Annotated in this window: 27 protein-coding genes; 8 read left to right on the top strand and 19 right to left on the bottom strand. The window is 70.9% G+C overall.

Going from position 1 to position 25745, the window contains the following annotated elements:
* Positions 1-105: 105 nt before the first annotated feature.
* Positions 106-1146 (bottom strand): polysaccharide deacetylase family protein, encoded by a 1041-nt coding sequence (locus ACIQ7Q_RS01265; RefSeq protein ID WP_403854993.1) that lies wholly within the window; start codon positions 1144-1146, stop codon positions 106-108.
* A gap of 90 nt (positions 1147-1236) precedes the next feature.
* Between ACIQ7Q_RS01265 and ACIQ7Q_RS01260 the strand changes: the two genes are divergently transcribed.
* The 7 genes from ACIQ7Q_RS01260 (at position 1237) to ACIQ7Q_RS01230 (ending at position 6585) form a co-directional block, all read left to right on the top strand.
* Positions 1237-2415, top strand: a complete 1179-nt coding sequence (locus ACIQ7Q_RS01260) for an SAM-dependent methyltransferase (RefSeq protein WP_403854991.1) — start codon at positions 1237-1239, stop codon at positions 2413-2415.
* 96 nt (positions 2416-2511) lie between these two features.
* Positions 2512-2901 carry a WXG100 family type VII secretion target gene (locus ACIQ7Q_RS01255; protein ID WP_403854989.1) on the top strand — a complete coding sequence of 130 codons (390 nt, stop codon included), beginning with the start codon at positions 2512-2514 and terminating at the stop codon, positions 2899-2901.
* Positions 2902-2931: 30 nt separating this feature from the next.
* A complete protein-coding gene (locus ACIQ7Q_RS01250; RefSeq protein ID WP_037773978.1) occupies positions 2932-3231 on the top strand; it encodes a WXG100 family type VII secretion target in 300 nt (99 codons plus the stop codon).
* Complete coding sequence (locus ACIQ7Q_RS01245) at positions 3231-4949, top strand: RNase A-like domain-containing protein (protein WP_403854987.1); 1719 nt, start codon at positions 3231-3233, stop codon at positions 4947-4949. Before ACIQ7Q_RS01250 ends, ACIQ7Q_RS01245 begins: the two co-directional genes overlap by 1 nt.
* Positions 4950-4978: 29 nt before the next feature.
* Positions 4979-5617 carry a hypothetical protein gene (locus ACIQ7Q_RS01240; protein ID WP_403854985.1) on the top strand — a complete coding sequence of 213 codons (639 nt, stop codon included), beginning with the start codon at positions 4979-4981 and terminating at the stop codon, positions 5615-5617.
* Positions 5614-5928 (top strand): RNase A-like domain-containing protein, encoded by a 315-nt coding sequence (locus ACIQ7Q_RS01235; protein WP_403854983.1) that lies wholly within the window; start codon positions 5614-5616, stop codon positions 5926-5928. The genes ACIQ7Q_RS01240 and ACIQ7Q_RS01235 overlap by 4 nt, the downstream gene beginning before the upstream one ends.
* Before the next feature lie 12 nt (positions 5929-5940).
* A complete protein-coding gene (locus ACIQ7Q_RS01230) occupies positions 5941-6585 on the top strand; it encodes a contact-dependent growth inhibition system immunity protein (RefSeq protein WP_403854981.1) in 645 nt (214 codons plus the stop codon).
* Positions 6586-6649: 64 nt separating this feature from the next.
* Here the strand turns inward: ACIQ7Q_RS01230 and ACIQ7Q_RS01225 are convergent, their stop codons facing one another.
* The 6 genes from ACIQ7Q_RS01225 to tsaB all read right to left on the bottom strand — a co-directional run bounded on the left by ACIQ7Q_RS01225 (position 6650) and on the right by tsaB (position 11001).
* Positions 6650-7999 (bottom strand): RNA polymerase sigma factor, encoded by a 1350-nt coding sequence (locus ACIQ7Q_RS01225; protein ID WP_403854979.1) that lies wholly within the window; start codon positions 7997-7999, stop codon positions 6650-6652.
* Between the two features lie 45 nt (positions 8000-8044).
* A complete protein-coding gene (locus tag ACIQ7Q_RS01220) occupies positions 8045-8401 on the bottom strand; it encodes a YciI family protein (protein ID WP_403854977.1) in 357 nt (118 codons plus the stop codon).
* A gap of 107 nt (positions 8402-8508) precedes the next feature.
* The gene (locus ACIQ7Q_RS01215) at positions 8509-8766 is read right to left on the bottom strand and encodes a hypothetical protein (protein WP_403854975.1); all 258 of its coding nucleotides are present in this window, start codon (positions 8764-8766) and stop codon (positions 8509-8511) included.
* Positions 8763-9872: a tRNA (adenosine(37)-N6)-threonylcarbamoyltransferase complex transferase subunit TsaD gene (gene tsaD, locus ACIQ7Q_RS01210; RefSeq protein ID WP_403854973.1), complete on the bottom strand. Its 1110-nt coding sequence runs from the start codon at positions 9870-9872 to the stop codon at positions 8763-8765. Before tsaD ends, ACIQ7Q_RS01215 begins: the two co-directional genes overlap by 4 nt.
* On the bottom strand, positions 9872-10327 hold the full coding sequence (rimI, locus tag ACIQ7Q_RS01205) for a ribosomal protein S18-alanine N-acetyltransferase (RefSeq protein WP_403856379.1): 456 nt from the start codon (positions 10325-10327) through the stop codon (positions 9872-9874). The genes tsaD and rimI overlap by 1 nt, the downstream gene beginning before the upstream one ends.
* A gap of 20 nt (positions 10328-10347) precedes the next feature.
* Positions 10348-11001 carry a tRNA (adenosine(37)-N6)-threonylcarbamoyltransferase complex dimerization subunit type 1 TsaB gene (gene tsaB / locus ACIQ7Q_RS01200; RefSeq protein ID WP_403854971.1) on the bottom strand — a complete coding sequence of 218 codons (654 nt, stop codon included), beginning with the start codon at positions 10999-11001 and terminating at the stop codon, positions 10348-10350.
* A gap of 152 nt (positions 11002-11153) precedes the next feature.
* Here tsaB and ACIQ7Q_RS01195 point away from each other — a divergent pair, with 152 nt between their 5' ends.
* Positions 11154-11717, top strand: a complete 564-nt coding sequence (locus tag ACIQ7Q_RS01195; RefSeq protein ID WP_403854969.1) for a hypothetical protein — start codon at positions 11154-11156, stop codon at positions 11715-11717.
* 521 nt (positions 11718-12238) lie between these two features.
* On the opposite strand, the gene tsaE is transcribed toward ACIQ7Q_RS01195, so the two are convergent.
* From tsaE to ACIQ7Q_RS01135, 12 genes are all read right to left on the bottom strand, one after another.
* Entirely contained in the window at positions 12239-12766 is a 528-nt protein-coding gene (gene tsaE / locus ACIQ7Q_RS01190; protein WP_403854967.1) for a tRNA (adenosine(37)-N6)-threonylcarbamoyltransferase complex ATPase subunit type 1 TsaE, read from the bottom strand.
* Positions 12738-13979 (bottom strand): alpha/beta fold hydrolase, encoded by a 1242-nt coding sequence (locus ACIQ7Q_RS01185; RefSeq protein WP_403854965.1) that lies wholly within the window; start codon positions 13977-13979, stop codon positions 12738-12740. Before ACIQ7Q_RS01185 ends, tsaE begins: the two co-directional genes overlap by 29 nt.
* Positions 13980-13991: 12 nt before the next feature.
* The gene (alr, locus tag ACIQ7Q_RS01180; RefSeq protein ID WP_403854964.1) at positions 13992-15188 is read right to left on the bottom strand and encodes an alanine racemase; all 1197 of its coding nucleotides are present in this window, start codon (positions 15186-15188) and stop codon (positions 13992-13994) included.
* A gap of 122 nt (positions 15189-15310) precedes the next feature.
* A complete protein-coding gene (locus ACIQ7Q_RS01175; protein ID WP_403854963.1) occupies positions 15311-16753 on the bottom strand; it encodes an NAD(P)H-hydrate dehydratase in 1443 nt (480 codons plus the stop codon).
* A gap of 104 nt (positions 16754-16857) precedes the next feature.
* A complete protein-coding gene (locus ACIQ7Q_RS01170; RefSeq protein ID WP_403854961.1) occupies positions 16858-17226 on the bottom strand; it encodes a holo-ACP synthase in 369 nt (122 codons plus the stop codon).
* A gap of 4 nt (positions 17227-17230) precedes the next feature.
* Entirely contained in the window at positions 17231-19078 is a 1848-nt protein-coding gene (glmS, locus tag ACIQ7Q_RS01165) for a glutamine--fructose-6-phosphate transaminase (isomerizing) (protein WP_403854959.1), read from the bottom strand.
* 108 nt (positions 19079-19186) lie between these two features.
* Positions 19187-20488 (bottom strand): DUF2254 domain-containing protein, encoded by a 1302-nt coding sequence (locus tag ACIQ7Q_RS01160; RefSeq protein ID WP_403854957.1) that lies wholly within the window; start codon positions 20486-20488, stop codon positions 19187-19189.
* Positions 20488-21792 (bottom strand): sodium:proton exchanger, encoded by a 1305-nt coding sequence (locus ACIQ7Q_RS01155; RefSeq protein ID WP_403854955.1) that lies wholly within the window; start codon positions 21790-21792, stop codon positions 20488-20490. The genes ACIQ7Q_RS01160 and ACIQ7Q_RS01155 overlap by 1 nt, the downstream gene beginning before the upstream one ends.
* Positions 21793-21801: 9 nt before the next feature.
* Positions 21802-22212, bottom strand: a complete 411-nt coding sequence (locus ACIQ7Q_RS01150; protein ID WP_403856377.1) for a cation:proton antiporter — start codon at positions 22210-22212, stop codon at positions 21802-21804.
* 74 nt (positions 22213-22286) lie between these two features.
* Positions 22287-23354 carry a cytochrome d ubiquinol oxidase subunit II gene (locus ACIQ7Q_RS01145; protein WP_403854953.1) on the bottom strand — a complete coding sequence of 356 codons (1068 nt, stop codon included), beginning with the start codon at positions 23352-23354 and terminating at the stop codon, positions 22287-22289.
* The gene (locus ACIQ7Q_RS01140) at positions 23351-24826 is read right to left on the bottom strand and encodes a cytochrome ubiquinol oxidase subunit I (RefSeq protein WP_403854951.1); all 1476 of its coding nucleotides are present in this window, start codon (positions 24824-24826) and stop codon (positions 23351-23353) included. Before ACIQ7Q_RS01140 ends, ACIQ7Q_RS01145 begins: the two co-directional genes overlap by 4 nt.
* A 38-nt stretch (positions 24827-24864) precedes the next feature.
* Complete coding sequence (locus tag ACIQ7Q_RS01135; RefSeq protein ID WP_403854949.1) at positions 24865-25704, bottom strand: SDR family oxidoreductase; 840 nt, start codon at positions 25702-25704, stop codon at positions 24865-24867.
* Positions 25705-25745 lie beyond the last annotated feature (41 nt).

Raw genomic sequence — 25745 nt, 5'->3', positions numbered from 1 at the left:
TCAAGCGGAGTGCCAATGTGGCGGCGTCCGGCTCGGCGGATCCCGACACGAAGAACGCCAGGACGGCGCCCACGGTTCCGCATGCCGGGCGCTCCCGGACCACGCTCAGACATAGTCCTCGAGCTTGGCCACGGCGTAGCCCTTCTTCGTCACCATGTCCACGACCCGCCGGATCATGTCCGGCATACTGCCCTTCCACTCGTTCTTGCCGCGGAAGTGAGTGAGGATGATGTCGCCGGGATGCAGGTCCCTGTCCCACTCGCGCCACTCCATGTGGTCGGGGAAGGCTTCAGCCGCCCACAGCGGCACGGCCTCGATCCCGCACTTCTTGGCGACGCGCAGCGTGTCCCTGTTGTAGTTCCCGTACGGCGGGCGCATCAGCCGGGGCCGCTTCCCGTACCGTTTCTCCAGCTTGTCCTGCTGACCGCAGATCTCACGCTTCTGCGCGGAGTACGAAAGACCGGGCAGGTAACGGTGGTTGAGCGTGTGGTTGTGCAGCGCCACCCCTCGGTCCTGCATCTTCTCGAAGTAGCCGTAGTCGTCGTCGATGACGTAGTCGGTGAGGAAGGCGCTGTAGGGGATTTGCAGGTCGGACATCATGCGCAGCAGTTCGGGGTCCTTCTCCGCGCCGTCGTCGATCGTCAGGAAGACGACCTTCTCCTTCGTCGGCACGGTGGTGAAGACGGGCGGCAGATCGTCCCCGCCCTTCACCTCGAACCCCTTACGGGTGGTGATCTCCGGCTTTTCGGCGGGCGGCTGGGGTGCGGGGAGCGGGGTCCGCTTGAGCTTCCATCTCTTCGCAGCGGCGGCGCGGGCCTTCTGGGCGCGCCTGACCTTCTCGGCGTAGGCGGAGTTCACGCCGGCGGCGCCGCCCTCTTTCGCGCCCTTCTTCCCACCCTCCTTCGCCCGCTCCTTGGCGCCTTCCTTGGCGCCCTCTTTCGCGCCTTCCTTCTGCGCCTGGGGGCCCCGTGCGGCCTCCTGGCCGGCCGGAGACTTCGCCTGGGACGAGGACGGCGACTTGGCCGGAGCGGCGACTTGCGCCCCCTCGGTGGCGCAGCCCGAACCGACCGCGGCGACGATGAGCGCGGCCAGGGCCGCGCGGACCCGATAAGCACTGAGTTTTCCTTTTTGTCTTACTAGCTGCATGCCGCCGCATCCTGTCAGCGCCCGGCCCGCTCAACGGCCCGACACCGCCGCCGTGAGCGCACCATCCCCCAGCTGGCCCACAATGGCCCGGTGAACGACCTCGATCCGCTCGCCGCCTTCTCCGCACTGCGCACCGAGGAGGGCGGAGCGCTGCTGGCCTCGCTGGCCTCCTACGAACCTGCCGACGAACTGGCCGTCGCCACACGACTGCGCCGCGAGCACCCCGCGGAGCTGGTCTCCGCGGCCCTCGGGCAGGCGCGCCTGCGCCAGCGGGCGGTGGCGAAGTTCGGCGAGGAGGACGCCCGCCGGATGTTCTTCACCCCGAACGGCGTCGAACAGTCCACCCGCCGCTCGGTCGCCGCCCACCGGGCCGACCGCTTCGCGGCCCTCGGCGTTCGCAGCGTGGCTGACCTGTGCAGCGGCATCGGCGGCGACGCGCTCGCGCTCGCCCGGGCCGGCATCTCCGTTCTGGCAGTGGACCGCGACCCGCTGACCGCTGAAGTCGCACGTGCGAACGCGGAAGTACTCGGCCTCACCGCCCTGATCGAGGTCCGCTGCGCGGACGTCACGGACATCGACACGTCCGCCTACGACGCGGTGTTCGTGGACCCCGCCCGGCGTGGCGGCCGCGGCCGGATCTTCGACCCGGAGGCGTACTCGCCGCCCCTCTCATGGGCCGTCGGCGCGGCCCGCACCCGCCCCCGCGCCGCGCTCAAGATCGCCCCCGGCATCCCGCACGAGGCGATCCCCGAGGACGCAGAGGCGGAGTGGATCTCGGACGGCGGCGACGTGAAGGAGGCGGTGCTCTGGTTCGGCACGACCCCCTCCACGGTCCGTGCGACCCTCCTCCCGGGCCCGCACACCCTGACCGGCCGCAGCCTTCCCGACCCGCCCGTCCGCAAGGCCGGCCGCTACCTGTACGAGCCGGACGGCGCCGTCATCCGGGCCCACCTCGTGGCGGAGGTCGCGGAGACCGTCTCCGGCGGCCTGCTCGACGAGACGATCGCGTACGTCACCTCGGACGAGCTGCGCCCCACCCCGTATGCGACGGCGTACGAGATCACCGACGAACTCCCCTTCAACATGAAGAAGTTGAAGGCCCTGCTGCGCGAGCGCGAGGTCGGCAACCTGACGGTGAAGAAGCGCGGCAGCGCGGTGGAACCGGAAGAGGTCCGCCGCAAGGTGAAGCCGCACGGCCGAAACGCGGCGACGGTCTTCCTGACGCGGGTGGCGGGCGCCCCGACGATGCTGATCGGCCGGCCCCTGTAATCAACCTCACGAGGGCTCCGGTTCTGCAACCTTCTTGCTGTCGCCGGGGGTTGTTAGAGTCCGAAGGATGTTCGACGACCGCATGGAGGGGGAACCGTGGTCGACAAACCCGATCTCGACGTCTCCGACGACGATCTGACCAGACTCGCCGGCGATCTCGACGCGATGCAGCGCCACTTGGACAACCAGGTACGGCGGATGGACGCCGTCGTCGACGGGATCGAAGCGGGCTGGAAGGGCGAGGCGGCCAAGGGCTACCGGGCCCTCCACCAGGGCGCGGCCGAGGACGCCGTAAGGATCCGGGAGATCCTCGAGGTCCTCGAATCAGCGATGCGGATGAGCCGGGACGGCTTCACCGATCAGGAACTGGACACCCTGCGCCGCATGCGCTCGGCCGAGAACAGAGTCGACGCCGCCCTCGAAGCGGCCAAGCTCTCCGAGGGCACCGCCTCTTTCACGCCGGCCAGCCGAATACTCGACGTCTGACACACACCAGTCCACGGGGGCACCACAGACATGGCCGACGACTACATAGGCGTCAGCTTCAGCACCCTGCGCGAAGCGGCCGGCGAACTCGAAGACATCCTCAAACAGCTCAACCTGCGCCTGGAAGACCTCTACACCCGCACCGAGAAAGTCGTCCTGACCTGGAAGGGCGACGCCCGCGACGCCTTCGTGGAAGAACTCGACCAGTGGGACAAGCAGATGGCGGACCTCCAGGCCGCCCAGGCATGGCTGCACGAGGTGGTCACCACGGGGCACGCCAACTACGCCGAGGCCCACCGCGCGGTGCTGCGAGGCTGGGGAGCCGCCTGATGGGCACGCCACCGCCTCCGCAGAACGGCACCATCGACGTCAAGCCCTCGGACCTGCATCGCGTCTCCCAAGGCTTCGCGAGTCAGCAGCCGATGTACGACCAGGCCGCCAAGACACTGCTCACGGAGCTGCAGAAGCACCCCGACGCCGGCGGTTACGGGACCGCCGCACAGGCATTCGCCTCTGCCTACGTCAAGGTCGGCAACCGGTTCCTCGAAGTCTGGGCCCGGAGCGTGGTCAGCATCGGCGGTGCCGCCGTCGGGTTCACGACCACGGCCAACAACTATTCCAAGGCCGAAGCAGCGGCCGACCCCACCGGCAAGAAGAAGCCGGTGGTCCAGCCCCCTCCCCAGGTGGTCGACAAGGCTCCCTCCTACGGGAGCGTCCCGAATCTGAAGTGGGGGGACGACGACGGCGGCGACGGCTGGCTGCGCAGCATCCTGGAGTGCATTCCCGAGGTCCTTCGCGATGCCTTCCGCCCCGTCCTCAAACACGCCTTCCGCTGGGGCAAGGTCGCGGACGTCTACCCGTATCCGCATCAGCACTACCTGAACGACCTGGCCAAGGCCTGGCGGGACGTGACCGTCACCCTCTCCATGACCGAGGGCACCCTGACGGGGCAGGTCAGCAGCATCACCCAGCAGACCAACAGCGAGTGGCACGACGCGATGCGTCAGTTCTGCAGTTCGCTGTGGGGTACGACGGCATGGGGCACGTCCACGGCCGGGTACGAGTGGAAGCACGACTCGGGATCGGCGCCCACCTCGAGCCACCCCGTGATGGCCGTGCTCTACGACACGGCCATGAAGGTCTACGACCTGCTGTACGAGTTCGCGGAAGCCGCCGTGGACCTCAACGGCAAGGTATGGGACATCTACATGGAGGCCGTACGGGAGGCCGTCGGCAAGATCGATCTGAGTGACGGCGTCGATGCCGGCGACGTCAAGGAAGGCGCCAAGGCTCTCGGACGTTTCGTCAAGGGCCTGGCGAAGGGTGCCGCCGAACTCAGCATCGAGATAACGCTGAACATCGACACGGCGGCCATCAATCGGGTCGTCGAGGCGTACAACACGCGGGTGAACGGCCTGGTGCCGAGGCTGAACGCCCTGATGGGGCCGCTGGACGAGGCGTTCCGCAGTGCGCCCACCTTCAAGGCGGAGGACGCCCGTGCGCAGGCTTTCGGAGCTCGGGCGCTCAACGAGTTCAAGCCGCAGCACCACTACACGGTTCCCGGGAGTGACCCCGACAACATCTACTACCCGATGGACCTGGCGAACCAAGAAGGCCTCTACGGCAGCCACCCCATCGACAAGCACATCGGTCTGACCGACGACCAGCTCCGAATGCGGCTTCGGGACCAGGCAGGTGCTCCGGCCGCTTCTACCTTCCCGGACCTGACTTCCGCCCAGCGATTCACCCAGGCGGCGCTCCAGAACGACGCGAACGAGAACCGGATCGCGGACTGGATCGACAGCGTGGAGAAGAAGATCCAGAACAACCCGAACTACGATCCGAACAAGTCGGAGATCCAGCCGCCGGTCTACTTGGAATTCCCAGGTCAGTCCACCGGCCGTAGTGTCTCGCGCGACGACTATGCTGCGGACGGCATGAATGCCAGGGCCGAGGACAAGAGCTGGGTCCAGGTGCGTCTGATCTACAAAGAAGGCCTGGAACCGCCCTTCATCGTGCTCACCGCGATGCCGCACAAAGGTCCGTGAGAGAGGTGCACCACATGCAGCCGTCCCCTGTGTCGCTGCTCTCCGACGGCCCGGCATTGCGACTCCTGGGCATTGCCGTGGCAGCACAGGAATCGGACGGGCGACTGGAGTTGGACGAAGAGATCCAACGCTACATCCGCCTCGTCCGCAACGACTGGATCGCCAACTGGAACTGCTCCGTCCACGCCTCGGCCGGAGTGCTGGAGTTCGCCGCGGATTCCGTCGAGCGGGCGGGTGGGCTCGACTCGTTCCCGCCGCAGTTCCGGGAAGTGGCTGCGCGGGCGGCGGGGGACATGGAGCCTGCCGACTATCTGCGTACCCTGGCGGAACTGGTGCGTCTCCTCGACCGCCAAGGGGCCCCGGAGTATTCCGAACTACCAATGGGCGGCGAGGAGTTCCTGCAAACCTTCCCCTATCTTTTCGGCTTCGACGCCATCCTCATGGACGAGGGTGACAAGCCTTTCGCCGACGCCGTCCGGTCGGTGCTGACGAATGAGCATCCGTACTGCTCCATGCGAGCAGCTGCCTATTCGACCGAAGCGCAGCGGGCCCTCGCTCTCTTTCCCGGCCCGGACGCGCTCAGGCCGCGCCTCTCCTGGGCCGACCGCGACCGACTCCGTGAACTCATCGACACCGTCAACGATCACATGCAACGAGAGCACTCATGACCGCAGCCGTCAGCCAGAACCGCGCCGCGAGCTATCCCGACCGGGAGACCGCCCAGTGGGCGACCCAGCACGTCGTCACGGCCAATGAGCAGGTCATCCACCGGTGGCTCGCCCAGTCGACCCGTCGGCGCCTCACCGTCGAGGCCGCCTGGCCGTCCCGGCCCGAGCCCGTCGGGCGCGTCCTGCTCCAGGCGATGATGCTCGCCGGCCGCGAGCCCGTCGACGTGCGCGCAGCCCGGGTGATCCTCAAGCGGGACGAGACGAGCCCGCACGGCTTCACCGTCCACGCCACCTTCCCGATCTACCTCTAGAGGCAGCACCTCGTGTCTTTGAAGCCGCGCGAACACGACCGCAAATACGGCGAGCTGGACCACGTCATCCGCGCCTACCTCGGCCGCACCGCCGACGACGACGAGCCCCTGACCGCCTACCTCCGGCACACCTGGCGCACCCGCCCCTGGGCCATCCCGATCGCCGAGGAACAACTGCGCGCGTACGCCGACAACCCACCCGGCCGCCTCCGGCTACGCCTCGGCGAGTTCTACCCCGTACCCGACGTGGGCCTGCCCGACTCCGAGATCCAGGCCTGGCTGGTCCGCCTCGCCGACCGCCTCAAGAAGAGCGTGGACACCGGTCAGGCACCGCCCCCGGCCACCCCCCGGACACACTGGGAATGGCACGCCCGCTTCCCCGAACTCGCCCAGCTCCTCGGCGGCTGGTACTCCCAGGACATGCCGGACGAGTTCGAGGACCACGACGCCGCACTCGACGACTACCTGGACACCACCGACTCCGGCCTGATCGCCCAGCTCACCGGCGAACTCCACGACCTGCTCACCCTGCCCCTCGACGAATCCGACTACGCAATCGCCGTCGCCGAACTCGGCATGGAAGTCGACCCACCAGCTCCGTACACACCCGGCGCCTGGCTCACGGAACTCGCCGGCCGGCTGCGCACGCGCGGCTGACGCCCGCTGGTCGACAGGAATTCCCCGAAGGGGCGTTGGAACCCTCCGACGGGGCCCGAGCGTGTCAGCGCTGCGCGCCGGCCGGAGGCTCCTCGTCGGCCAGGCCCGTATGTCGGCAGGCGGGGGCGGTGGCGGAAGGGCACGGCTGGGCATGGCGACGAGGCTGCCGGGCGGTGTCGGCCGCACGCGCCAGCAGCAGCTCACGCTCCCTGGCGTTACGCGTCAGGGAGGCGGCCCGTTCGAACTCGGCCCGTGCCTCGTCGGTACGCCCCAGACGGGCCAGCAGGTCGCCGCGTACGCTCGGCAGCAAGTGGTAGTCCTTCAGGGCCGGTTCGTCGGCGAGTGCGTCGACCAGCACCAGGCCCGCCTCCGGGCCCTCGGCCATCGAGACGGCGACCGCGCGGTTCAGCTCCACGACCGGTGACGGGGTCAGGACCGCCAACTGCCCGTACAGCGCGGCGATCATGGCCCAGTCCGTGTCCTCGTACCGCACCGCCCGCGCGTGGGAGGCGGCGATCGCGGCCTGCAGCGCGTACGGGCCGTACGGGCCGCCGCCCACCCGGTTCAGCGCCTCGATGCCGCGCCGGATCAGCAGTCGGCTCCACTTGGCGCGGTTCTGGTCCGCGAGCAGCACGGGCTCGCCGGACGGTCCCGTGCGGGCGGGGATGCGGGACGCCTGGAGTTCGAGGAGGGCGTTCAGGCCGTGCACCTCGGGTTCGTCGGGCATCAGGGCGGCCAGGACCCGGGACAGCCGCAGGGCGTCCTCGCAGAGCGCCGGGCGCACCAGGTCGTCACCCCCGGTGGCCGAGTAGCCCTCGTTGAAGACCAGGTAGATGACTTCGAGCACCGAGCCGAGTCGCGCGGCACGGTCGGCTCCGTACGGGACCTCGAAGGGGACGCCCGCCTTCGCCAGCGACCGTTTCGCGCGAACGATGCGCTGCGCGACGGTCGGCTCCGCGGCCAGGAAGGCGCGGGCGATCTCCTCCCTCGTCAACCCGCCAAGGAGTCTCAGCGTGAGCGCGATGCGGGCGTCGGTGGAGAGCACCGGATGGCAGGCGGTGAAGATCAGCCGCAGCAGGTCGTCGTCGATGTCGTCGGGGTCCGACGGTTCAACCGGCGGCCCGACGTCTTCCAGGGCGCGTCCCACCTCGGCCAGCTTGCGCGCGTACGTCTCCTTGCGGCGTACGAGATCGATCGCACGGTGCTTGGCGGTGGCCATGAGCCAGGCCCCCGGCCTGTCCGGGACGCCCGACTCCGGCCACTGCTCCAGCGCGGCGACCAGAGCGTCCTGCGCGAGCTCCTCGGCGATGCCCACGTCCCGCACGATGCGGGCGACACCGGCGATGATCCGCGCGGACTCGATCCTGAACACCGCTTCGACCGCTGCGGTCGCTCCTGCTGCCGTCACGGCCACCCATCAGAGCAGCCGCGGCAGAACAGGGGCAAGCGCGGCAGGCGCTCAGCCCTCTTCGATCTCGCGGACCTCGCAGGTGATCGTCCACCTCTCCGGGTGGATCTCGAGGAAGCGCTTGGCCCACTCCATGGCCTCGGCCTTGTCCTTGCACTGCGTGATGGAGTAGCCGCCGATGACTTCCTTGGTCTCGGTGAAGGGCCCGTCGGTGTAGGAGATCTTGCCGTCGGACCAGGTCACGCGGGTGCCCTCGGAGGTCGGCCGGAGACCGGCGGTGTCCAGCATGACGCCGGCCTTGGTGATCTCCTCGAGCAGCTTGCCCATCCGCTCGCCGAGCTCCTCGGGGAAGTCGTCCTCGGAGATCTGGTTCTCCTCGATGCGGATCATCGACAGAAAGCGCGGCATGGTGACTCCTCGTCTCGTGAGGACGGGGCCGTTCCCCGCCTCTCACCCATGCGTCGAACGGGGGGCGACCGGATCGACACCCCCGCCGAACTTTTTCGTGGGATTCCTCAGCCGAGCGACTCGAACCGCCAGCGGTGCACCGGGCGGGTGATCAGATCGGCCGCCGGCTCGGGCAGTTCGGGGAGGTCCGCGTCCGTGTTCGGCGCCTCCCACCAGGTGATGACGAGCACCCGGTCCCCCGCCGCCCGGAACGTCTCGCGGCGCAGGGGCTCTCGCGCCAGTTCCCGGGTGCGGGCCCACTCCAGCAGTTCCGCGCCGCGGTCCTGGACCGCGCGGGCCTCCCACATCAGGGCGACGACGCTCATGAGTAGAGGTTCTCCTTGCTGACCTCGTGCACATGGTCGTGCCCGTGGTGGTCATGGCCGTGCGCGCCCGGGACGTGCGTGTCGGTCACCGGCAGCGACGAGTCGGCCGACAGCTCCCAGTCGGAGGCCGGCCGGTTGCGGGCGACCATCTCCGCGCCCAGTGCCGCCACCATCGCGCCGTTGTCGGTACACAGCTTCGGCCGCGGTACGCGCAGTCGGATCCCGGCCCGTTCGCACCGCTCCTCCGCGAGGGCCCGCAGCCGGGAGTTGGCCGCGACACCGCCGCCGATCATCAGGTGGTCGACGCCCTCGTCCTTGCAGGCGCGCACCGCCTTGCGGGTCAGCACGTCGACGACCGCCTCCTGGAAGGACGCCGCCACGTCCCGTACCGGCACCTCCTCGCCGGCGGCGCGCTTGGCCTCGATCCAGCGCGCCACGGCCGTCTTCAGTCCGGAGAACGAGAAGTCGTACGCCGGGTCCTTGGAGCCGCTCAGTCCGCGCGGGAACGCGATCGCCGCCGGGTCGCCCTCCTTCGCCAGCCGGTCGATGACCGGGCCACCGGGGAAGCCGAGGTCGAGGACGCGCGCGATCTTGTCGAAGGCCTCACCGGCCGCGTCGTCGATGGTGGCGCCCATGGGCCGCACGTCGGCGGTGATGTCGGGGGCGAGCAGCAGGGAGGAATGGCCGCCGGAGACCAGCAGCGCCATGGTCGGCTCGGGCAGCGGGCCGTGCTCGAGCTGGTCGACGCAGATGTGGGAGGCGAGGTGGTTGACCCCGTACAGCGGCTTGTTCAGGGCGTACGCGTAGGCCTTCGCCGCCGAGACGCCGACCAGCAGCGCGCCCGCGAGGCCCGGCCCTGCGGTGACCGCGATGCCGTCGAGGTCGCGGGCGCTCACACCCGCCTCCTTCAGCGCGCGCTCGATGGTCGGCACCATCGCCTCCAGATGCGCGCGCGAGGCGATCTCGGGCACCACGCCGCCGAAGCGGGCGTGGGTGTCGACGCTGGAGGCGATCGCGTCGGCGAGCAGGGTCGTACCGCGGACGATGCCGACGCCGGTCTCGTCGCAGGAGGTCTCGATGCCGAGTACGAGCGGTTCGTCAGCCATCAGTTGGTCTCTGTTCCTTGTACGGTCAGTCGCATGACGAGGGCGTCGACGTTGCCCGGCTGGTAGTAGCCGCGGCGGAATCCGATGGGCTCGAAGCCGAAGCGCTCGTACAGCTTCTGGGCCCTGACGTTGTCCACGCGCACCTCGAGGAGCAGCTCGTCACACTCGAAGGCGGTGGCGTGCTGCAGCAGGTCGGTCAGCAGCCGGGAGCCGAGTCCGGTCCCCCACTGGCTGCGGTCGACGGCGATGGTCTGTACGTCGCCGAGTCCGCCGGCCGCCGCCAGCCCCGCGTAGCCGACGATCTTCCCGTCGGACTCCGCGACCACATAGCGGCGGGTGGCCTGTGGGCCCCGGGAGTGCGCGAGTTCCGACCAGAACATGCCCGGAGACCAGGCGTCCTCGGGAAACAGCTCGTGCTCGAGCTCCAGCACCGGCTCCAGGTCCCACCAGCGCATCTCACGCAGGGCGGCGGCGCTCACTTCGGGGTGACCACCTTGTAGTTCTTGGGCACCTGGGCGTCGGGGCGGCGCAGATACAGCGGCTGCGGCGCGAGGAACTCCTCGCCCGCGGCCAGCTTCTCCGCGGCCAGCGCGGCGAGCGCGCCGGCGCTGACGTGCTCGGGGCCGCGGGTGTCGGGGAACGCCTGCGGGTACAGCAACGCACCGGCCCCGACCGCCGGCAGGCCCGCGACCTGCTCGGCGATGGCGTCGGGACGGTCGACGGACGCATCGGTCAGGCGCGTACGGGCGTCCGCGTACCGCGCCCAGTAGACCTCCTTGCGGCGAGCGTCGGTCGCCACGACGAAGGGCTCGTCGAGCCCGGCGGCGTAGGCGAGTCCGTCGAGCGTGCACACGCCGTGGACGGGGACGCCGAGCGCCGACGCGAAGGTCGCGGCGGTGACCAGGCCGACCCTCAGGCCCGTGTACGGCCCGGGGCCCACGCCGACGACGATGCCGGTGACGGCGTCGAGCTTCACACCGGCCTCGGCCAGCACGCGGTCGACGGCGGGCAGCAACAGCTCCCCGTGACGGCGCGCGTCCACGCGGCTGGACTCGGCGACGACGGACGAGCCGTCGTGCAGGGCTGCCGTGACGGCAGGGGTTGCGGTATCCATGGCGAGCAAGAGCACGCAAACAGCCTACGGCTCCGGCGAGGGCGCCATGGCGGCCCCGTCGAACGAAGCGGCGGTGCTACCGTCACCACAAATAGGCTGACCGCCTTTGATCGAGAGCGATCACAGGCAGTCACAGGCAATCGCAGGCGTCCGAGAGGGTGGGCAGGGTGGCACGGAGCAGCTCGGGACTCGTGGCCGGGCTCACGGCGGCGGCGTTGGCCGTCGTCGGTTTCCTCGCCTACCAGGCGTCGGCGAACGTCCCCGAGAACCTCGACCCCGCGAAGCGGCCGAGCGCCGCCCCGTCGGCTGCCGCCCCCGGCGCGACCGCCTCCACCGAGCCGAAGGACCCGCTGGCGGTCCCCGCGGACTCCGGCACCGGTGTACGCGTCGTGTACGCACTCGGTGACCGGCGGGTTTGGCTGGTGAACGCGAACGAGAAGGTGCAGCGCACCTTCGAGGTCATGCCGTCCACGGTCAGTCCGAAGCCGGGCACCTACACGGTGACCTCGCGGTCGGGAAGTGTGTCCGGCTCCGACGGGGTGCCGATCGAGCACGTGGTGCGGTTCGCGACCGTCGACGAGGTGTCCGTCGGCTTCAGCGCGGCGGTGGACGGCACCATGGCCAGCCCGGACCCGACGAAGAGGACGGGCGGCGTGCGGATGAAGCGGGCCGACGGGGACGCGGTGTGGGTGTTCGCGACGGTCGGCTCGAAGGTGGTCGTGGTCCCGTAGGGCACGCCGGTATCGGCGCCCTGGCCGTACGCGTGTCCCACCCGTACGGGTGTCTGCGTACGACCGCTTCCGAACGAACCGGGCCGCTCAGGCCGCGTCGCGGTGCTGTGCGGGCCGTGGCGTCTCACGGGACGCGCGGGGCGCTTGCCGGGGCGGGGTGGACACCGCGCTGGCCGCGGCACAGGACGCCAGCAGCTCCCGCATCGACAAGGCCGTCGGCAGCGGCGCCGCCGCGGCGGGCTCGGACGACTGCTGACTCGAGTGTGCTTCGCGCTCCGATGCCGACATGGACGCCTCCTGGGGCTCCGGGGGCAGGCGAGGTTAGGTAGACCTAACCAGGTCTCGATACCATGTCATCACGCCGAGCGCGACGGACGCAACACTTTCCCGACGTCTTGTCGGAACGTGCGGTGTTTCTCCCCCGTCCCGCCGATCCCGAACCGGGGCGACCGGTCCAGGCGGCGATCGAGGCGCGGGGGCCCGGGGCAGAGCCCCGCGACGCCGCCCAGCACTCCCCAGGCCTACGCTCCCGCCGCCGCCAGGTCCACGTCGGCCCACCGCGCCCCGTACCCCGCGAGGGTCACCGTGCGGCGGTCGTCGTCGGTGTCGCCGACCACGCGGTCGATGACCACGTGCAGACGGTCCTCCGAGAGGTCCTCGACCTTGCCGTCGCCCCACTCCACGACCACCACCGACTCCGGCAGCGATACGTCGAGGTCGAGGTCTTCCATCTCGTCGAGGCCACCGCCCAGCCGGTACGCGTCCACGTGCACCAGTGCCGGACCGCCCGTCAGAGACGGGTGGACGCGGGCGATGACAAACGTCGGGGACGTGACGGCGCCGCGCACGCCGAGGCCCTCCCCGAGGCCGCGGGTCAGCGTGGTCTTGCCGGCGCCGAGCTCACCCGTGGGCATCACCAGGTCGCCGGGACGCAGCAGTTTCGCGAGGCTGCGCCCCAGGTTCTGCATCTCCTCGGGGGAGTCCACCGAGAGACGGACCAGGACGCGGGCGGCGGCGGTCTCAGCCGCCGGGCTGTGCGGTGCTTCCATACCGACCAACGGTAGCGGCTGGCGGCACCGCGCCGGCCCGCACCAGGAGGTCCGCCAGCCGGTCGGTGACGGCCTCCGGGTGCTCGAGCATCACGAGGTGCCCGGCGTCCGGCACGATGACCAGCTCGGCCGCCGGCTCCACCTCCCGCAGCAGATCGGCGATCGCCTCGCTGTGCGCACTCGGCGTCACGAGGTCCTTGTCGCCCGCCAGGACCAGCACCGGCAGCCCCTGGAAGACGGCGAGCGCCTCGGTCTTGTCGTGCTCGGCGAACGCCGGATAGAACTCGGCGACCACGTCGATCGGCGTCGACTCGATCATCCTCTCGGCGAACCGCGCGACCGCCGGGTCCAGGTCCTTCGAGGAGAACGAGTACCGCTTGATCAGCCCCGCGAACAGGTCCGCCGTGGCCCGCCGGCCGCGTTCGACCAGTTCGGCCTGCGATCCCAGCGCACGCAGCACACCGGGCAGGACCCGCCGTATCGCGTTCACACCGGCCACCGGCAACCCGTAGTTGACCTCGCCGAGCTTCCCGGACGACGTGCCGACGAACGCCGCCGCGACCACACGCTCCCGCACCAGCTCCGGGTAGTCGGCGGCAAGCGCCATCATCGTCATGCCGCCCATGGAGTGGCCGACCAGCACGAGCGGCCCGTCGGGGGCCGCCGCGTCGATGACCGCCTTCAGGTCGCGGCCCAGCTGGTCGATGGAGACAGGCGCGCCGCCGGCGGCGGCCGCGGCGCTGCGGCCGGAACGGCCGTGGCTGCGCTGGTCCCAGTGGACGGTCCGCACCAGGCCGCGCAGCGCCGCCCGCTGGAAGTGCCAGGAGTCCTGGCTGAGGCAGTAGCCATGGCTGAAGACGACGGTCACGGGAGCGGGGGCCTTACGCCCGAACAGCCTGCGCCGGCGCGGCGCGGCGACATCCGGCTCGGTCTCGTCCACCTCGTAGTAGAGCGTCGTGCCGTCGTCGGCGAACGCCCTGCCCGGGGTGCCGCGCAGGGCGCCGTACGGCCCTGACGCGTCGAGCGCCAGCCGTGCCTTCTTCCGAATACCGCGGCCGACGGTGAGCCTCTCGAGCGCCACGCCCGCGGCGGCGCCCGCCGCGACCACGCCTATCGCCGCACCGGCGATGCTCGCGCGGCGCCAGTTGCCCGTGGCCTCGGCCACGACCACCGCGGCAGCTTCGGCCACGTCCCCCGTGCTGGTCTCGTTCACCGTGCCGCTCTCCTACTCGTGGAAGCCCTCGGGGCCCTGGTCCTCGTTCACGTCCTCGTTCACATAGACGCGCGGAACCCGGGTTCCGATGCGCGTCACGATCTCGTACGCGATGGTGTCGGCGGCCTGTGCCCAGTCCTCCGCGGTCGGCTCGCCCCGGTCGCCGGGACCGAACAGCACCGCTTCCGTGCCCGCCGGAAGCGTCTGCCCGCCGAGATCCACGACGAACTGGTCCATCGCGACCCGCCCGGCCACCCGCCGCCACTCGCCCGCGACCAGGACGGGCCCTCTGCCCGAGGCGTGACGCGGGATGCCGTCCGCGTATCCGACGGGGATGAGCCCGAGGGTCGTCTCGTCGGCCGTGACGTAGTGATGCCCGTAGCTGACTCCGTGCCCCTCGGGAACGTGCTTGACGAGGGCCACGGACGCGGCGAGCGTCATCACCGGACGCAGCCCGAAGTCGGCGGGGGTGCCCAGCTCGGGGCTGGGCGAGATGCCGTACATCGCGATGCCGGTCCGCACGAGGTCGAAGTGCGCTTCGGGGATGGTGAGCGTCGCCGGGGAGTTGGCCATGTGGCGCACTTCGGGCTCGATGCCCGCCTTCTCGGCGTGGTCGAGCATGTCGTGGAAGACGGCCAGCTGCGCGGCGATCGAGGGGTGCCCGGGCTCGTCGGCGCACGCGAAGTGGGACCACAGGCCGGTGACGTCGACGAGGCCGTCGTCCTCCGCCGCTCGGGCGGCCGCGACCAGCTCGGGCCAGTCGGCGGGCTGGCAGCCGTTGCGGCCGAGTCCGGTGTCGGCCTTGAGCTGGATACGGGCGGGGCGGCCCGCCGCCTTCGCCGCGGCGGTGACTTCCTCGAGAGCCCACAGGCCGCTCACCGCCATGTCGAGGTCCGCCTCGATGCCCTCGCGCCATGGGCCGCCGGGGGTCCACAGCCAGCTCAGGATCCGGCCTTCGACCCCGGCGTCGCGGAGCGTGAGCGCCTCCTGGGGGGTGGCGGTGCCGAGCCAGGTGGCTCCGGCTGCACGGGCCGCGCGGGCGCAGGGCAGCATGCCGTGGCCGTACGCGTCCGACTTCACCACGGCCATCAGCTCGGCGTGCGGCGCGCGGGCGCGCAGGGTCCGCACGTTGGCGCGCAGGGCTGCGAGGTCGATCTCGGCACGGGCGCGCAGTGGTGCGGTTCGGCTGCTCGGTGCTGTGTGACTCATCGCGCCCAGTGTCTCAGAGCCGAACGGCCGGATTCGTACACCGGGCGGTCGTGTGCGTCACGGCGCGGACTGTCGTGGAATGGCGTGGCCCCGCAGGTACCGTCCCCGTTCGCCCCCGGGAGTCACACCGCCCGGACGTCGCGCCACGCGGCCGGGAGCGCCTCCGCCACCTCGAGCGCCGTGATCGGCGCGCCCCGCGCGGCCGCATGACGGGCCGCCAGGCCGTGCAGGTACGCGGCGGCCGAGCCCGCGTCGCGTGCGCCGAGGCCGGTGGCGAGCAGCGAACCGGCCAGGCCGGACAGCACGTCCCCGCTGCCGGCCGTCGCCAGCCACGAGCTGCCCATCGGATTGACCCGGACCGGTGACCGCTCACGGTCGGGCGCGGCGACCAGGGTCGTCGACCCCTTGAGCAGGACCGTGGCGCCGAACCGGGCCGCCAGCTCCCGTACCGAGTCGAGCCGCGCGGCCTCCACCTCCTCGCGCGGAACGCCCAGCAGCGCCGCCGCCTCCCCCGCGTGCGGCGTCAGGAGCGTCGGCGCGGCCCGGCCCCGTACGGCCGCGGCGTCCAGCAGGCGCAGCCCGTCGGCGTCGACCAGTACGGGCACGTCGGACGCGAGCACCTCCCGTACCGCGTCCGCGTTCTCGCCGAGTCCCGGGCCGACGACCCAGGACTGGACCCGGCCCGCCTTCTTCGGGGGGCCCGCGTGCACGAGGCACTCCGGGAAGCGGGCGATCACCGCGTCGGCCGCCGGGCCCACGTACCGCACCGCCCCCGACCCGCCGCGCAGCGCGCCCGCGACCGAGAGGACGGCCGCGCCCGGGTAGCGGGCGGAGCCGGCGACGACGCCGACGACACCCCGCCGGTACTTGTCGCTCTCCGCGGCCGGTACCGGCAACAGCTGGGCGAGGTCCTCGTGTTGGAGGGCCTCCAACTCGGGCACGGAGGGAAGGTGGTCCTCGAGACCGATGGGGACGAGTCGCACTGTGCCCGCGTACTCCTTGGCCGGGTCGACGAGCAGCCCCGGCTTGTACGCCCCGAACGTGACGGTCGCGTCGGCGCGGAGCGCCTCGCCTCGCACTTCGCCCCTGTCCGCCTCGACGCCGCTGGGCAGGTCGACGGCGACGATCACGGCATCGGATCCGCGGGCCGCCCGCGCGACGGGGACGGCCTCCGGTCGCAGGCCGCCGTGGCCGCCGATGCCGGTGATCCCGTCCAGCACCAGGTCTGCGGAGGCGAGCACCTCGAACGGGTCGTCGGCCACGTGCCCACCCGCGCGGAGCAGCGCCGCGAGACCGCCGCGGTGGACACGGTCGCCTCCGAGCAGCACGGCGACGACCCCGGCCCCGCGGCGCGCCAGCCCGGCGCCGGCGTACAGGGCGTCGCCGCCGTTGTCTCCGCTGCCGACAAGCAGTACGACCCGTGCGCCGTACACCCTCCCCAACAGTCCGGCGCAGGCTGCCGCCAGCCCCGCGGCGGCCCGCTGCATGAGCGCACCCTCCGGCAGTCCGGCCATGAGTTGTGCCTCGGCGTGCCTCACGGTCTCCACGCTGTACGCAGTACGCATGCCCCCGAGTCTGCCGCACCCGCCGCCGTACGGCGCGCAGTTGCCGCCGGGGCGGTCCCCCCGCCCCGCCGCTCCGCGCGGAGACGGGCTCAGGCCACTGGGGCCTAGCCCTCCGCGATGACCACCGCCGATGCCACACCCGCGTCATGACTGAGCGACACGTGCCAGGAACGCACACCCAGTTCGGCCGCGCGGGCCGCGACCGTGCCATGCACGCGCAGCACGGGGCGGCCGGAGTCCTCCACGCACACCTCCGCGTCCGTCCACAGCAGCCCGGCCGGTGCGCCGAGCGCCTTCGCGAGCGCCTCCTTCGCGGCGAACCGAGCGGCGAGGGAGGCGTACCCCCGCCGCTCACCGCTCGGGAGCAGCAACTCTCCTTCCAGGAAGAGCCGTCCGGCCATCGCCGGTGTCCGCTTCATCGACGCGGCGAACCGGTCGATCTCGGCCACATCGATCCCCACCCCGATGATCACGCGTTCACTCCACCGTCACGGACTTCGCCAGGTTGCGCGGCTGGTCGACCTCGTTGCCGCGGGCCGTCGCCAGCTCGCAGGCGAAGACCTGGAGCGGCACGGTGGCGACCATCGGCTGGAGCAGCGTCGGTGTCGCCGGAATCCATACGAGATGGTCCGCGTACGGCACGACCGCCTCGTCCCCCTCCTCCGCGATCACGATCGTCCGTGCGCCGCGCGCCCGGATCTCCTGGATGTTGGAGACGATCTTGTCGTGGAGCACCGAGCGGCCCCGCGGGGACGGCACGACGACCACCACCGGCAGGTCCTCCTCGATCAGCGCGATCGGGCCGTGCTTGAGCTCGCCCGCGGCGAATCCCTCCGCGTGCATGTAGGCCAGTTCCTTGAGCTTCAGCGCACCCTCCAGGGCGACCGGATAGCCCACATGACGGCCCAGGAACAGCACCGTGTTCTTGTCGGCCAGGGAGCGTGCCAGCTCCCGCACCGGCTCCATCGTCGCCAGGACCCGGTCGACCTCGCCGGAGATGTGCGCCAGGTCGCGGACGACGGCCCGGATCTCGTCGGCCCACTTGGTGCCGCGGACCTGCGCCAGATACAGCGCGACGAGATAGCAGGCCACAAGCTGGGTCAGGAACGCCTTGGTCGAGGCGACCGCGACCTCCGGACCCGCGTGCGTGTAGAGCACGGCGTCCGACTCGCGCGGGATCGTCGACCCGTTCGTGTTGCAGATGGCCAGCACCTTGGCGCCCTGCTCGCGCGCGTGCCTCAGCGCCATCAAGGTGTCCATGGTCTCGCCGGACTGCGAGATCGCGATCACCAGCGTCCGCTGGTCGAGGATCGGGTCCCGGTAGCGGAACTCGCTCGCCAGCTCCACCTCGCACGGGATACGGGTCCAGTGCTCGATGGCGTACTTGGCGATCATGCCCGAGTGGAAGGCCGTGCCGCAGGCGACGATGACGACCTTGTCCGCCTCGCGCAGCACGGACTGCGGGATGCGCACCTCGTCGAGGCTCAGTGACCCCGACGCGTCGATGCGGCCGAGGAGGGTATCGGCGACAGCCTTGGGCTGTTCGGCGATCTCCTTGAGCATGAAGTAGTCGTAGCCCCCCTTTTCCGCCGCGGAGGCGTCCCAGTCCACGTGGTAGGACCGCACTTCCGCCGGCTCCCCGGCGAAGCCGGTGATCGTCACTCCGTCCCGGCGGAGCTCCACCACCTGGTCCTGTCCGAGCTCGATCGCGGACCGCGTGTGGGCGATGAACGCGGCCACGTCCGACGCCAGGAAGGACTCCCCCGCTCCGACGCCCACCACCAGCGGCGAGTTCCGCCGGGCGCCGACCACCACGTCCGGCTCGTCCGCGTGCACGGCGACCAGCGTGAATGCGCCTTCCAGCTGCCGGCACACCATCCGCATCGACTCCGCGAGGTCGCCGCACGAGGAGAACGACTCCGCGAGCAGATGGGCGACGACCTCGGTGTCGGTCTCCGACTCCAGGTCGTGGCCCCGCTCGGCGAGCTCGGCGCGCAGAACGGCGAAGTTCTCGATGATGCCGTTGTGCACGACGGCGACGCGGCCCGCGTTGTCCAGGTGAGGGTGGGCGTTGGCGTCGGTGGGCCCGCCGTGGGTGGCCCAGCGGGTATGCCCGATGCCGGTGGACCCGCTCGGCAGCGGCCGTTCCACCAGCTCCTTCTCCAGATTGACGAGCTTGCCCGCCTTCTTCGCCGCGGCGAGTCCCCCGTCGGCGAGTACCGCGACTCCGGCCGAGTCGTAGCCGCGGTACTCGAGCCGCTTCAGGCCGGCGACGACCACATCAAGCGCCGACTGTCCGCCGACGTAACCCACGATTCCACACATGTCGGCAGCCTACGGCTCCTGCCGGTGGGGCACCGGTCGACCGAACCAGCCCGCACGCGCGTCGACGACGCCGCCCGGGACGGACCCCGTCGCCTGCGCAGCGGCCGCTCATGCGGACGTCGGACCTGCCGGCTCGCACCCGCCGCCGATGCCCTGCCGGTCTCCCGTCCCCGCCGTGGCACGTCCGGCGGGGTCGGCGAAGTGCCGTCGGACCGATGCGTCCAGAAGGGTCAGCTCGGCGCGGACCGCGTCGTGGTGACTGGCAGGCAGCGTGTCGAGCAGGCCCTCCAGCAGCGCCCGCAGCCGCCGGCAGGCCTGGGTGGAGGTCGCCCCGTACTCACGGATCTCGGTGACGGCAAGCTGGAGGTAGTTCTCCCAGGTCCGGCCGGGTACGATCACGAGCGGCCGGCCCCGCTCCCCGGCCACCACATGGCTGCGGCGCAGTGCGGACCGGCCCACCGCGTGCAGGAACACGTCGATGTGGTTGAGGACCTGAACGGCGGTGGTGGGGTCGTTCACGGCCGGGGAGAGCGCTCTGATGGCAATGTCCACGAGGATGCGCAGCGCGAAGGCGGGGTCCTGGTCGACGGTCCGTTCCGGCCCCAGGGCGATGTACCCCTGCAACTGGCGGGGGTCTGGCGCCGATACGCCGCCGCGTACCTCGATCAGAGGCGTGCCGGGCACCACGAAATCGCCCACCGGCGGGTGAGTACGAGCGTGCAGCGGTGGCGAGCCGCGGCATCCCGCAGACCCGCCACGTGGAACGCCTGGATGGCGCCCCCCCCGTTCGGACCGGATCACGGTCGTCTCGGCACCGGACATGGGCACCGTACCGCCGTCGCCTTCCCGGTCCCCGTGGCGGGCGCTCTCCGCGGCCCACCGGGCCGGCACGCACTGCCCGCGACGGACGACGAGGTCGGCGATCGCCACCGGCCTGAGGTTGTGGGTGAAGCGGTTGAGATGGACGAGCAGGAGCAGCAGGCTCACGGCCACGGCCAGGCCGGCCAGTGTGACGCCCAGGTCGGGGACGGAGTCGGACTCGATGGACCGCAGGAGGGAGAAGGCGAACGCGAACGTTCCGGTGAACGTGGCGAGTACGGCCTTCTGCAACCGGTCCCGGTACCAGAGCCGCATGTACCGGGGGGAGGGTGTCCCGGTCGCCTGCTGAACGACGAGCACGCCGATGGTCACGACGAAGCCGAGCAGGGCGATCATGGATCCCACGATCGAGCTGAGCACGCTGCTCGCCGTCGACGCGGAGTAGCGCCAGTCCGCCGGCAGCCGGCCCGCCCCGTCCACCTGCACGGCGAAATGGGCGAAGACCGTTCCGAAGATAATGCCGCCGAGCGGGACGATCCACAGGCTCGCCTTGATGTATTGCCGCAGCCGGAAGCCTGTCGCCCAGGACATCACGGCTCCCTCCCCTCCGGGCCGGTCGTCGGGGCGCCGAGCAGGACGACGGTGTCCCCCTCGGCGATCGAGGCCGGCGGCGTCGCGGTGACCGGGTCCAGCCGGCCGTCCGCCCGTACGACGAACAGCGGCTCGTCCTCCGGTCCCAGTGGTCCGGACGCGGGCTTCGCCCGGAAACGGGCGCCCTGCGCGTAGCGCTCCGACTGAGTGCGCCGGGTCGTCCCCCGGCCGAACAGGATGTCACCGCCGCCCGCGTAGGGGGCGACGGCACCGTCGTCGTCGGACAGCGGGGCAACGCGGTGGACGGGCCCGTCGACGGTGTCCCGCACCATCATCGAGACGACTGCGTTGAAGTCGTCGTCGGTGAGGAGGAGCACCGCCGTGATCCCTTCGAGCTGCGCCGGGTCGCCGGCCGCCGCCACCAGCTCTCCGGCGGCCAGCTCGATCCCTGCTTCCCGAATCCGCTGCCGCTGCTCCTGCGGCCCTGCCCACATCAGCACCTCGAGCCCTGCGGACCGCAGTGCGCGCCCGAGGTCGACGGCCCAGCCGTCGCCGCCGACCAGCAGGGGGCAGGCACGCGCCGATCGGGCGACGCCCAGCCGGCGGGCCACCGGGACGGCGGTCAGCGAGTAGATCAGGACCGTTCCCACAATGACGAGAAAGGTGATCGGCAGGATCTTGCCGGCCGAGTCGAGCCCCGCGTCGGCCAGCGGGGCGGAGAACGCGGCCGCCGTGGAGGCGGCGACGATTCCGCGGGGCGCCATCCATCCGATGAAGGCACGCTCTCCGGCGCCGAGGCCCGTTCGCGAGGTGGAGAGCCAGGCGGTCAGCGGTCTCACGACGAGGACGAGGACGGCGACCAGGGCCAGGGAGGGAAGGAGTACAGGCGTGACCAAGACCGGGGTGACGGTGGCCGAGATGGAGACGAAGAGAAGCCCGATGATCAGCTGGACGAGCGTCTCGAAGAACTGTCTCCGGGCCGGCAGGTCGAGTCCGGGCAGATTGGCGACCGCCAGCCCCATGACGATCGCGGCGATCAGCCCGGTGTCGTCGAACAACAGGTCGCAGCCCGCCGACACGGCGACCACGACGGCCAGTTGGGCGAGCGTGCCGAGCAGCTCACCAAGGCGGAGGACGCGCAGCGCCAGCCACAGCAGCCCGGTGCCCACCAGGCCGCCCGCGAGGCCGACTGCCGTGCCGGTGAGGAATCCGCCGATGGCGTACACGTCCGGTGGCTCGGACCCGGCGGAGACGAGCGCGTGGAAGGCGAGCGCACCCAGGATTCCGCCGACCGGATCGATCAAGGTCCCTTCTCAGACCAGGACGCGGCGCACCTTGTCCGTCGGCCGGACGTAGTCGAGCAGCGGGCCCACGACCGTGGGCCCGGACACCACGAGGATCACGGCGACCTCGAGCGGAACGCCGAAGAGCACCGGGCCGATCCCGGCCGTGGCACCCGCGGTGAGGACCACGCCGAGCAGCAGCAGTCTCGTGACGATCCGCCGGGTGCTGTCCCTGAGGTGTCTCAGGTCGAGCCCGAGCCCGGCGTCGTAGAGGATCACTGCCACGGACAGCGAGACCATGGGCGAGAAGGCCTGGCCCAGCAGCCGGTTCGGATCGATGTCCTCGGTCAGTGCCCCCGCGGCGAACCCGACCGGCAGCAGCACGATCAGCGCGGGTACGCGCAGTCTGCTCGCCAGGACCTGGGAGCCGACGGCGAGCAGGACGGTCAGTCCGATACCGAGAAAGATCTCGTCGTCGCTCAGAGCGGCTGCCTCCTCGGATTCCGCGCGTTCGCTCAGCCGGCGGCCGGCCGGCCGACGTCCGTCGGGCCGTCACCGCCCGGGCCATCGCCCCGCAGGTCGGCGTCGGTGAGGGCTTCCAGCTCGCCGTGGGTGTCGAGCCAGTACAGGAAGGCGACGGCCGGAGCGATCAGCACCACGGCGACCAGGGTGACCAGCGCCAGCCAGCGCAGTGTCGTCGAATCGCCCGCGCCTTCGGCGACGGTCAGCGACGTGGGAATCAGATAGGGGCGCTGCGCCATCCCCCAGGCGACGACGGCAGCGCCGACCACACCGACGGCGGTGACCCTGGACCAGTTGCCTGCCACGCGCAGGAGCCATCCGCTGGCGGCGGACAGCACGGCGGCCGCGACGACGAAGGCGAGGCCCCATCCGTGGGTGAGCCCGTGCCACACATGGGGTGCGTCGTAACGGGTGACGGCGAGCGTGCCCACGGAGAAGGCGGCGAGGACGGCGAGGCTGACGAGCGCCCGTCGGCGGAAGTACCCGACGAGGTCGGGAGCGCCGAACCGGGCCGCGTCGGCGGACAGGGACACGGCCCCCAGAAACGCCGCCGAGACGATGGCGAGCAGTCCGAAGAGGAGGGACGTCGGATTGGCCCAGGCATCCGAAGATGCCTCGGTGCCCGGTGCGACCCGGCCGGACGCGACCCCGCCGACGGCTGCGCCCAGGAAGAACGGGGTGACCAGGGACGCGACGGCGAACGCGGCGCCGTAGACGCGTCGCCCGGCGAGGCTGCGCGTGGGCTTGCGCAGCGCGAACCCGGCGCCGCGCAGGACCATGCCGACGGCGGCCAGCGCCAGGGGCAGCCACATCGCGGAGAACACCGTCTGGAACAGCGTCGGGAAGCCGGTCCACATGATGACGAAGATGAAGATCAGCCAGACGTTGTTGACCTCCCAGACAGGGGCCATGGCGTGGTCGATCAGCCGACGGGCGCGCGCGCCCCGTTCCGCTCCGCCGGCGGTCAGATCCCAGAAGCCGGCACCGTAGTCGGTTCCGCCGGCGCAGGCGTAGGCGGTCACGGCCAGCAGCAGCACCACGGCGATGAGGTCGGCGGTCACGGGCGCCCGCCGTCCTCTGCCCCGCTGCCCCCGGGCGCCGGCGCGTCTCCGGCCGGCACCCGTGCGCGGGGACCGTACGGGGTGGCGGTCTCGGGCTCCCCGCCCGGGTGGCCGGCCCGGTGCTCGTCGGCGAGCCGCCATCCGGTGCGCATCTTGAGCAGTACGGCGAGGAACGCGCCGAAGACGAGTACGTAGACCACGATCACCAGCCCGAGCATGATCCACAAGCTGGTGGACCGCGTCGACGTCACCGCCTCGGCGACCCGCATGTTCTGGTAGACGATCCAGGGCTGGCGTCCCACCTCGGTCGTGATCCAGCCGCATTCGACGGCGACGACCGAGGCGACGCCCGCGCAGGCCGCGCTACGGAAGAACCAGGGGGAGGCGGGCAGCCGTCGGTGCCTCAACCAGACCCACGCGTACCAGAGGGCGAGCAGAGCCAGCAGCGAGCCGATCAGCACCATGATGTCGAAGGCCCAGTGCGCGATCGTGGCCTGGACGGCCGTGGGCCGGTCGCTCGCCGGTACCGACGTCAGGCCGGTCACCTTCGTGTCGGCCCGGAAACCGGCCAGAATGGAGTCCAGTTGGGGGATCTTCAGGCCGCCCGAGATGCTCCCGTCCTCGTTGAGACGGCCGAAGAGATACTCGGGCACATGGGTGTCGGTCTCCCAGACGATCTCCATCGCGGCGAACTTCACCGGCTGTTCGTGGAAGACGGAGCGGGCGATGGAGTCGCCGAGGACGAACTGCACCGGGGTGAACACGGCAGCAACGGTGAACGGGACCGTGAAGCCGAGCCGGTGGTAGTGGTCTCTGCGCCCCCGCAGCCAGCCGACGGCGTAGACACCGGCCACGACGAATCCCGCGGTCACCAGCATCGCCACCACGAAGTGCCAGTACTGCGGACCGAACATCGGAGTGAAGATCGCCTTCCAGATGTCGACGTCGACAGGGTTGCCCTCGGAGTCGAGCGAGAACCCCCGCGGCGTGTTCATCCAGGAATTGGCGGCCAGGATCCCGAACGCCCCGAGCAGTGCGGCTGCCGGAAGTGGCAGCGCGAGCAGGAAGTGGGTACGGGGCTTCAGCCTGCGCCAGCCGTAGAGGTAGATGGCGATGAGCACGGCCTCCAGGAAGAAGGCCCAGGCCTCGACGCCGAATCCGATGCCGAACACATCGCCCCAACGCCCCATCAGCCCCGGCCACAGCAGTCCGAACTCGAAGGACAGCACGGTGCCGGTGACGACGCCGATGGCGAACTGGACCGCCATGACCGCCGACCAGCGTCTGGCGAGCAGCAGGGCAACCGGGTCGTTCCGGCGCAGCCCGCGCCAGTGCATCACCAGCGTGATGAGCGGCAGTGCGACGCCCATCGGCACCAGGATGATGTGCGAGGCCAGGGTGAACGCCATGAGTTGTCTGGCGGGAAGCAGTTGGGCGGGGACGTCCGCCAGCAGATGGACCGTGGTGTGCATGTGCGCCTTTGCTGCTCGGGTACGTCCTGGGGCGAGGGTCAGCCGCCGGTGGCGAATCCCGGGAAGAGGGTCATCCCGCCGTCCACGAAGAGCGTGGTTCCCACCACGTAGTCCATGAGGTCGGAGGCGAGACCCACGACGGCATGGGCGATGTCCTCGGGATCCCCGATGCGGTCGTAGGGGATCAGCTTCAGCAGGTCGTCGCGCGCCTCGGGCGTCTCCCATGCGCTGCGGTTGATCGGCGTCCTGATGGCTCCGGGGGCCACGGCGTTCACCCGGATTCCCATGGGCGCGAGTTCCTGCGCCAGGGTCTGCATCATCATCATCACGCCGCCCTTGGACGAGGCGTAGTTCACATGACCCGCCCAGGGGATGAGCTGGTGCACCGAGCTCATGCAGATGATCTTCCCGGCCGCGCGTGACACCTCGGGCACCACACCGCGCCGCAGGAATTCCTTGGTCACCTCGCGGGCACACAGGAACTGGCCGGTGAGATTGACGTCCAGCACCTTCTGCCACTGGGCGAGCGTCATGTCCGTGAAGCGGGCGTCGCGTTGCAGGCCCGCGTTGGCCACCAGGATGTCGATCGTCCCGAAGTCCTGGACCATCCGGTCGACCATCGCGGTGACCTGCGCCTCCTGGGACACATCGGCCTCGATCGCCGCGGCCCGCACCCCGAAGCCCTTGATCTCCTCAACGACCTGCTCCGCCGCGTCGCGGTCGGCCACGTAGTTGACGACCACGTCTGCGCCGGCCCGGCCCAGTCCGATCGCCGTCGCCTTGCCGATGCCGGAATTGGCGCCCGTCACGAGCGCTTTCTGACCCTTCAGCAGGTGTGCGGGGATCACTCCCCGCGGGGCACCGGCGGTGGAACTCACGATGGCCTGCCTCCTCGTACCGATATGAGCCGACTCGCCAG

The organism is Streptomyces sp. NPDC096176 (assembly GCF_044763255.1).
Classification (GTDB): Bacteria; Actinomycetota; Actinomycetes; order Streptomycetales; family Streptomycetaceae; genus Streptomyces.
The sequence above is the reverse complement of the archived record's forward strand: the minus strand, read 5'-3'. Positions and strand labels throughout refer to the sequence as shown.

What these genes read in the sequence shown, in the direction of transcription:
- ACIQ7Q_RS01245 (WP_403854987.1), top strand. Translation starts at nt 3,231, where the DNA reads ATGGGCACGCCACCGCCTCCGCAGAACGGCACCATCGACGTCAAGCCC.
- ACIQ7Q_RS01215 (WP_403854975.1), bottom strand. Translation starts at nt 8,766, where the DNA reads ATGAGCGTCGTCGCCCTGATGTGGGAGGCCCGCGCGGTCCAGGACCGC.
- tsaD (WP_403854973.1), bottom strand. Translation starts at nt 9,872, where the DNA reads ATGGCTGACGAACCGCTCGTACTCGGCATCGAGACCTCCTGCGACGAG.
- ACIQ7Q_RS01140 (WP_403854951.1), bottom strand. Translation starts at nt 24,826, where the DNA reads ATGCACACCACGGTCCATCTGCTGGCGGACGTCCCCGCCCAACTGCTT.
- tsaE (WP_403854967.1), bottom strand. Translation starts at nt 12,766, where the DNA reads ATGGAAGCACCGCACAGCCCGGCGGCTGAGACCGCCGCCGCCCGCGTC.
- rimI (WP_403856379.1), bottom strand. Translation starts at nt 10,327, where the DNA reads ATGCGCTGGTGGGACCTGGAGCCGGTGCTGGAGCTCGAGCACGAGCTG.
- ACIQ7Q_RS01175 (WP_403854963.1), bottom strand. Translation starts at nt 16,753, where the DNA reads ATGCGTACTGCGTACAGCGTGGAGACCGTGAGGCACGCCGAGGCACAA.
- alr (WP_403854964.1), bottom strand. Translation starts at nt 15,188, where the DNA reads ATGAGTCACACAGCACCGAGCAGCCGAACCGCACCACTGCGCGCCCGT.
- ACIQ7Q_RS01160 (WP_403854957.1), bottom strand. Translation starts at nt 20,488, where the DNA reads ATGTCCTGGGCGACAGGCTTCCGGCTGCGGCAATACATCAAGGCGAGC.
- ACIQ7Q_RS01220 (WP_403854977.1), bottom strand. Translation starts at nt 8,401, where the DNA reads ATGCCGCGCTTTCTGTCGATGATCCGCATCGAGGAGAACCAGATCTCC.
- ACIQ7Q_RS01265 (WP_403854993.1), bottom strand. Translation starts at nt 1,146, where the DNA reads ATGCAGCTAGTAAGACAAAAAGGAAAACTCAGTGCTTATCGGGTCCGC.
- glmS (WP_403854959.1), bottom strand. Translation starts at nt 19,078, where the DNA reads ATGTGTGGAATCGTGGGTTACGTCGGCGGACAGTCGGCGCTTGATGTG.
- ACIQ7Q_RS01235 (WP_403854983.1), top strand. Translation starts at nt 5,614, where the DNA reads ATGACCGCAGCCGTCAGCCAGAACCGCGCCGCGAGCTATCCCGACCGG.
- ACIQ7Q_RS01250 (WP_037773978.1), top strand. Translation starts at nt 2,932, where the DNA reads ATGGCCGACGACTACATAGGCGTCAGCTTCAGCACCCTGCGCGAAGCG.